Origin of the sequence: Methanocrinis sp., assembly GCF_049974945.1 — an archaeon.
Classification (GTDB): Archaea; Halobacteriota; Methanosarcinia; order Methanotrichales; family Methanotrichaceae; genus Methanocrinis.
Map to the genome: position 1 here is coordinate 1 of NZ_JBNGCU010000091.1, position 6,278 is coordinate 6,278.

5 protein-coding genes are annotated in these 6,278 nt (G+C 60.7%); 4 read left to right on the forward strand and 1 reads right to left on the reverse strand.

Annotated features, from left to right (window positions below; translation table 11 throughout):
* The coding region (locus ACP5EL_RS08490; RefSeq protein WP_428402079.1) for an ATP-binding protein at positions 1–908 on the reverse strand (908 nt) is incomplete at its 3' end.
* A gap of 229 nt (positions 909–1,137) precedes the next feature.
* On the opposite strand from ACP5EL_RS08490, the gene ACP5EL_RS08495 reads away from it, so the two are divergent.
* The 4 genes from ACP5EL_RS08495 to ilvC all read left to right on the forward strand — a co-directional run bounded on the left by ACP5EL_RS08495 (position 1,138) and on the right by ilvC (position 6,036).
* Positions 1,138–2,640: a (R)-citramalate synthase gene (locus ACP5EL_RS08495; protein ID WP_428402080.1), complete on the forward strand. Its 1,503-nt coding sequence runs from the start codon at positions 1,138–1,140 to the stop codon at positions 2,638–2,640.
* The gene (locus ACP5EL_RS08500; protein ID WP_428402081.1) at positions 2,641–4,383 is read left to right on the forward strand and encodes an acetolactate synthase large subunit; all 1,743 of its coding nucleotides are present in this window, start codon (positions 2,641–2,643) and stop codon (positions 4,381–4,383) included.
* A gap of 2 nt (positions 4,384–4,385) precedes the next feature.
* The gene (gene ilvN / locus ACP5EL_RS08505) at positions 4,386–4,877 is read left to right on the forward strand and encodes an acetolactate synthase small subunit (protein WP_428402082.1); all 492 of its coding nucleotides are present in this window, start codon (positions 4,386–4,388) and stop codon (positions 4,875–4,877) included.
* 163 nt (positions 4,878–5,040) lie between these two features.
* Positions 5,041–6,036, forward strand: coding sequence for a ketol-acid reductoisomerase (ilvC, locus tag ACP5EL_RS08510; protein ID WP_428402083.1), 996 nt, complete (start codon positions 5,041–5,043; stop codon positions 6,034–6,036).
* Positions 6,037–6,278: the final 242 nt, after the last annotated feature.

Here is a 6,278-nt window from a genome sequence, read left to right on the forward strand (position 1 = left end):
TCGGAGGTCCTGGTCTTGGCCACGAAGTCGAACTCGTCTATGAAGAGGATGCAGGGGCTGAGGGTCTTGGCGAGATCGAAGACCTTATCGATGTTCTTGCTGGTTTCGCCCAGATACTGGCTCGTAACCATCGAGAGCCTCACCTCGACGAGGGGAAGACCGAACTTTCCCGAGAGGGCCATGGCGGTGGAGGTTTTGCCGGTTCCCGGCGGCCCGACGAAGAGGAGCTTTCCGATATCATAGAGCCCCACCTCTCTCAGGTAGTCCCGGTGCTCCAGGGCTTTTGCGGCCTTCTCGATCTCCGTCACCTGCTCCTCCGTCAGGACCAGATCCTCTATCCTATCGCGGACGTCCTCGGGAGCCTTGATCCGGACGAGCTTGAGTATGTCGTCGGCCTCCTCCACTTTCGTGGCCATCTCCCGGATCTTCGACTGGATCCATTCCCGGTCGGTGAGAAGGGGCTGGTTTCTCTTCTTCGCCTCGGCGTAGCTGACGTCGAGGGAGTCGTAGTTCTCGTAGAAGTAGGCCAGGGTGGGGTTGGATCTGATCCTCTCCAGGGTCTCGCGTTTTACAAACCATTTGGCACCCAGATCGAAGACGGTGAGCCTCAGCTGATCTCGGAGCCCCTCGCGATCGACGAAGGGGAGGCTCCTTGACGCCTCCCGGACGCTTGCAAGGCCGTAGATCTCCCTGACGTCCCCTTCGGTGACGTAGACCGGCCTCTTCACTTTCCTCGCCACAGGATCGAAGTAGTGTTTCCTGATCTTGGGCGGCAGGTCGTCCTCGGTCAGGTTCTCGGATCGGTTGTATATCTCTGCCGTGAGAAGGAGCTCTGCGACCTCCAGCTCCCCCGACGTTCCCACAGCGCTCAGCTCAGCATCTGATCCAGTCTTTGCGCTTGACCCCATTTTTGCACCAGACCCCATCTTTGAAGCTCGATCTTTCAGGCAGCCTTTAGGCTGAAGGCGAGTAATGCCCCGCCGAGAGTGATAAATCTTTCCTTTATTCGAGGGGTCTGACTGCGCCGGTGCCCGGCGGCGGTCGGCGGTTCCGTCGTCAACTTTATCAACCATTAAAAACCCCATCATTGGAGATCGACCATAATCGGCATGGTCTCTATTTGGTGATAGAAGATGAATGCGTGGGATCGCTTTATTTGGTAAAGTCCACTTATTGGACACAACGCTTCGCGACGGAGAACAGACGCCAGGCGTCTCTCTGACTCTGGAGGAGAAGCTAGAGATCGCCCGGCAGCTGGACGCCCTCGGCGTAGATGTAGTAGAGGCGGGCTCGGCCGTGACCTCCGAAGGCGAGAGAGCTGCCATGAAAGCCGTGGCCGACGAGGGGCTGGGGGCCGAGATCGCCAGCTACGTTCGCGCGAGAACCGACGACGTGGACCTGGCCCTCGACTGTGATGTCGACTCTATCCACCTGGTGGTGCCGGTCTCGGACCTTCACATAAAAAGCAAGCTCCGGTCCGACCGGGAGAGGGTTTTGAGGTCGGCGGTGACGGTGACCGAGTACGCGAAAGATCACGGCCTGATTGTGGAGCTCTCCGGCGAGGACGCGAGCCGCGCCGATGAGGGCTATCTCACCGGCCTCTATCGGGCGGGGATCGACGCCGGAGCCGATCGGCTTTGCTACTGCGACACGGTCGGAGTTCTGGTGCCCGAGAAGGCCTTCGAGATCTTCGCTCGCCTCTCCCGCCTCCCGGCCCCGGTGAGCGTCCACTGCCACGACGACTTCGGCATGGCCACCGCCAACACCGTTGCAGCCCTTCGGGGCGGGGCCTCTCAGGCCCACGTCACGGTAAACGGGATCGGCGAGCGGGGAGGAAACACCGGCCTCGAAGAGGTGGTGATGACCCTAGAATCTCTCTACGGGATAAAGACGGGGATACGCTGTTCAGAGCTCTACACCCTCTCGAGGCTCGTCAGCAGGCTTACGAGCATACCTGTCGCCCCCAACAAGGCGATCGTGGGGGAGAACGCCTTCACCCACGAGGCCGGGATCCACGTCCACGGCCTTCTCGCCGACACCTCGACCTACGAGCCGATTCATCCCGAGACGGTGGGGAGGAAGAGAAGGATCGTCCTCGGAAAGCACGCGGGGAGAAGCTCCGTGGAGCTGGCCTTGAGAGAGCTGGGGATCGAGTGCACGAAGGTCGAGCTCGCCGATATCCTCTTCCGGGTCAAGGAGCTGGGGGACAAAGGAAAGAGAGTCACCGACGCCGACCTTCAGACGATCGCGGAGATCGTCCTCTCCATCCAGAAGGAGCCGAAGGTGAAGCTCGACGAGTTCACCATCGTCAGCGGCAACCATGCGACTCCAACTGCCAGCGTCAGGATAACCGTCAACGGGGCGGAGATGCTGGAGGCGGGAACGGGGGTCGGTCCCGTGGACGCGGCGATCAACGCCATCCGGCGGGCGATCTCCGGGGTGGCGGATATAAGGCTCGAGGAGTACCACGTCGACGCCGTCACCGGCGGGACGAACGCCCTCGTCGAAGTCTGGGTGACGATGGCGATGGGCGATCGGAGCATCACCGCCCGGGGCGCGGGAGCGGACATCATCATGGCCTCTGTAGAGGCGGTTCTGGAAGGGATCAACAGGCTGATGCAACTTGAGGAGGACGGATAGATGGGTAAGATGAGCGGGGCGCAAGCCATCCTGGAATGCCTGAGGCTCGAAGGGGTCGAGATCATCTTCGGCCTTCCGGGCGGGGTGCTGTTGCCTCTCTATGACGCCATTTACGATTCGGATATCAGGCACATTCTTGTAAGGCACGAACAGGCAGCAGCGCATGCTGCAGACGGATACGCGAGGGCCACGGGCCGCGTAGGCGTATGCCTGGCGACCTCTGGGCCCGGCGCCACAAACCTGGTAACCGGAATCGCCACCGCCTACATGGACTCCGTACCTCTGGTGGCGATGACAGGTCAGGTGCCCACGAGCCTTATCGGAAAGGACGCCTTCCAGGAAGCCGACATCACGGGGATAACGATGCCTGTGACCAAGCACAGCTACCTCGTCAAGGACGCGAAGGATATCCCCCGCGTCTTCAGAGAGGCCTTCTATATCGCGAGGACGGGAAGGCCCGGCCCCGTTCTGATCGACCTTCCAAGAGACGTGACCGGCGACGAGCTGGATTTCGAGTATCCGGAGATCGACCTTCCGGGCTACAGCCCCAACCTGAAGGTCCACGGACTCCAGATCAAGAGGGCGGCCCAGGCCCTGATGGAGGCGGAGAGGCCCGTCATCTACGTCGGTGGAGGGGTCAAGTACTCCGACGGCCACCGGGAGCTCGTCACGCTTGCAGAGAAGATCAAGGCCCCGGTGACGACGACCCTGATGGGGATCGGCTGCTTCCCCGAGGACCATCCCCTCTCCCTGGGGATGCTCGGTATGCACGGGACGAAGTACGCAAACTACGCCATCCAGGAGGCGGACCTGATCTTGGCGGTGGGGGCGAGGTTCGACGACCGGGTGACGGGAAAGACGGCGAGCTTCGCGCCCCAGGCGAGGATCGTCCACGTCGACGTCGATCCCGCCGAGATCGGAAAGAACGTCCGGGTCGACATTCCGGTCGTCGGGGACGCGAAATCAGCCCTCTCCGAGCTGGCAAAGGCTGTAGAGCAGAAGCCTTGGAGCTCCTGGAACGACAAGGTCGCAGGCTGGAAGGGGGACCATCCCCTCGGCTATGCGAGGGATGGCGACTCGATAAAGCCCCAGGCCGTCCTGGAGACGATCTGCAAACTATGCCCCCAGGCGGTCATAGTGACGGAGGTCGGCCAGAACCAGATGTGGGCCGCCCAGTTCTTCACCCACAAGGACCCGAAACACTTCATATCTTCAGGAGGGCTGGGGACGATGGGGTACGGTTTTCCGGCGGCCATCGGGGCGAAGCTCGGCTGCCCCGATAAAGAGGTCTTCGACGTAGCCGGGGACGGAAGCTTCCAGATGAACATCCAGGAGCTGGCCACGGCGGTGATCAACGAGGTCCCTGTCAAGGTGATCATCCTGAACAACGGCGTTTTGGGTATGGTCCGGCAGTGGCAGGACCTCTTCTACGAGAAGAGGTTCTCCAGCACCACCCTCCACAGGGTCCCCGACTTCGTGAAGGTGGCCGAGGCCTACGGGGCTCTTGGCCTGCGGGCGACGAAGCCCTCAGAGGTCGAGCCTGTCCTTAAAGAGGCGATTGATTCGGAGGTGGTTACCATCGTCGATCTAATCATATCTCCAGACGAGAAGGTCTCTCCGATGGTTCCCGCGGGCGCGTCTCTGAGCGAGATCCTGGAGCTGGAGAAGGCCGAGGAGTCCGACCGAGTCCAAAAGTCGTATGCGGGCTCCGCTGCAAGCGAGATCCTGGAGCTGGAGGGGTGAGAATGAAGCACACCATAGCCCTCATCGTCGAGAACAAGCCCGGGGTCCTGGTCAGGATAGCGGCCCTCTTCAGCCGGCGCGGATTCAACATCGACAGCCTCACCGTCGGGACGACCGACAAGCCCGACCGCGCCCGGATGACGATCACCGTCGACGGAGACGAGGTGGTCCTCGAGCAGGTGACAAAGCAACTGAACAAGCTGATCAACGTCATCCGGGTAAGCGAGCTCGACCCCGCCGAGTCGGTAGAGCGGGAGCTCGCCATAATCAAGGTCGCGGCGAGAAAGGAGGACCGAAGCGAGATCATGCAGATCGTGAGCGTCTTCCGGGCGAAGATCATAGACGTCTCGCCGAGGTCGATGATCGTCGAGGTGACCGGAAGCGAGGACAAGGTGGAGGCGATGGTCCGCCTCCTCCGCCAGTTCGGGATCAAGGAGATGGCCCGGACCGGGAAGGTCTCTATGGTCAGGGGCTCAAGGGCGGTGGGCTCCTGATCTTGATCGGAGCGACCGTATGACCCGCTCGAAATCTTCAGACCGGGTCGAGTCGACTCCCCTCTATTCGAATCGATCCAGATCGGTTCAATACAGATCAAGTTTATATAAAATACGTGATGATTTCACTGAAGGATTTTCGTTCACAGGGAGGAGATAAGAAATGGCACAGATATACCATGACGAGGACGCCGACCTCGGCGTTCTGAAGGACAAGACTATCGCCATCATCGGGTACGGGAGCCAGGGACACGCCCAGGCCCAGAACCTGCAGGACTCGGGGCTCGACGTGGTCGCAGCCGACGTCCCCGGATCGAGGGCCTGGAAGAGGGCCGAGGCCGACGGGGTGAGGGTGACCTCTGCGGCGGAGGCGGCGAAGGAGGCGGACATGATCCAGATCCTCCTGCCCGACGAGATTCACCCCCTAGTCTACAAAAAAGACATCGAGCCCTACCTGGAGGAGGGGAACGCCCTCGGATTCTCTCACGGCTTCAACATTCACTTCTCGCAGATCATACCTCCGGAGAACGTCGACGTCTACATGGTGGCGCCTAAGGGGCCCGGCGACCTGGTCCGGAGGACCTACGTGGAGGGGATAGGAACGCCCTGTCTGGTCGCCATCCAGCAGGACTTTTCGGGCCAGGCCTTCGAGAAGGCGATGGCCTACGCCCGGGGTATCGGCGGAACGAGGGCCGGGGTCCTGGAGACGACCTTCCAGGAGGAGACGGAGACCGACCTCTTCGGCGAGCAGGTGGACCTCTGTGGCGGGGTCACCGAGCTGATCAAGGCCTCCTTCGAGACGTTGATCATGGCCGGATATCAGCCGGAGATCGCCTACTTCGAGACCTGCCACGAGCTGAAGCTGATCGTCGACCTGATCTACGAGGGCGGCCTCTTGAGGATGTGGGAGAACGTCTCCAACACCGCCGAGTACGGCGGCCTCACCCGGGGCGACCGGATCATCAACGAGCAGTCGAGAGAGGCGATGAGCGAGATCCTGGACGATATCCAGACCGGCAAGTTCGCCCGGGAGTGGATCCTGGAGGGGCAGGCGGGGCTTCCGGTGAAGAGGGCTCTGGAGCGCGAGGAGTCCGAGCACCCCATCGAGATCGTGGGCAGAGAGCTTCGGGCCATGATGCCCTGGCTCAAGAAAGAGTGAAGATCATCTCTTAAAGGAGGGATGCTGAGCCCATCGGGAGGGCGGGCGCTGCCAAGCGGCGCCGCCCTCCGGGGCGAAGATTTCTCTATATATTTTTAGTAATTTTTTGAGACGATTAGGTAAAATAGCCGCGAGCCTAGTTTCCTGCGCGGGCCAACATATAAAAAATAAAAATTATATATTATAACCGGCATTTCGCATTAACGGTTTGAACGCTCACTAATTTTCCTGCTATCGATTTT

Coding starts and splice junctions, on each gene's coding strand:
- ilvC (WP_428402083.1), top strand. CDS start 5,041: ATGGCACAGATATACCATGACGAGGACGCCGACCTCGGCGTTCTGAAG.
- ACP5EL_RS08500 (WP_428402081.1), top strand. CDS start 2,641: ATGGGTAAGATGAGCGGGGCGCAAGCCATCCTGGAATGCCTGAGGCTC.
- ACP5EL_RS08495 (WP_428402080.1), top strand. CDS start 1,138: ATGCGTGGGATCGCTTTATTTGGTAAAGTCCACTTATTGGACACAACG.
- ilvN (WP_428402082.1), top strand. CDS start 4,386: ATGAAGCACACCATAGCCCTCATCGTCGAGAACAAGCCCGGGGTCCTG.